The following is a 419-nucleotide window of genomic DNA, read 5'->3' as shown; positions in this document are numbered from 1 at the left end:
CTAGGCAATTTTTTTACGGAGGATTAGCTCAGCTGGGAGAGCATCTGCCTTACAAGCAGAGGGTCGGCGGTTCGATCCCGTCATCCTCCACCATTTTTATATTTTTTACGGAGGGGTAGCGAAGAGGCTAAACGCGGCGGACTGTAAATCCGCTCCTTCGGGTTCGGCAGTTCGAATCTGCCCCCCTCCACCATCTTAATTTTATATTGGGGTATAGCCAAGCGGTAAGGCAATGGATTTTGATTCCATCATGCCCAGGTTCGAATCCTGGTACCCCAGCCATTTATATTACGCGGGTATGGCGGAATTGGCAGACGCACCAGACTTAGGATCTGGCGCCGCAAGGCGTGGGGGTTCGACTCCCTTTACCCGCACCATATTTTTAACAATTTTATATTGCCAGATTAAATAATCTATGC

4 tRNA genes are annotated in these 419 nt (G+C 49.2%); all 4 read left to right on the top strand.

The features are described 5' to 3' along the window. Positions 1-17: 17 nt before the first annotated feature. The 4 genes from KSHG_RS15590 to KSHG_RS15575 all read left to right on the top strand — a co-directional run bounded on the left by KSHG_RS15590 (position 18) and on the right by KSHG_RS15575 (position 377). Positions 18-93 (top strand) — tRNA-Val (locus KSHG_RS15590). 16 nt (positions 94-109) lie between these two features. Beyond that, positions 110-193 (top strand) — tRNA-Tyr (locus tag KSHG_RS15585). 14 nt (positions 194-207) lie between these two features. Then, a tRNA-Gln gene (locus tag KSHG_RS15580) sits at positions 208-282 on the top strand. A 10-nt stretch (positions 283-292) separates the two neighbouring features. Then, a tRNA-Leu gene (locus tag KSHG_RS15575) sits at positions 293-377 on the top strand. The last annotated feature ends 42 nt before the right edge of the window (positions 378-419 follow it).

The organism is Kurthia senegalensis (assembly GCF_000285595.1).
GTDB classification, from domain to species: domain Bacteria; phylum Bacillota; class Bacilli; order Bacillales_A; family Planococcaceae; genus Kurthia; species Kurthia senegalensis.
The sequence above is the reverse complement of the archived record's forward strand: the minus strand, read 5'-3'. Positions and strand labels throughout refer to the sequence as shown.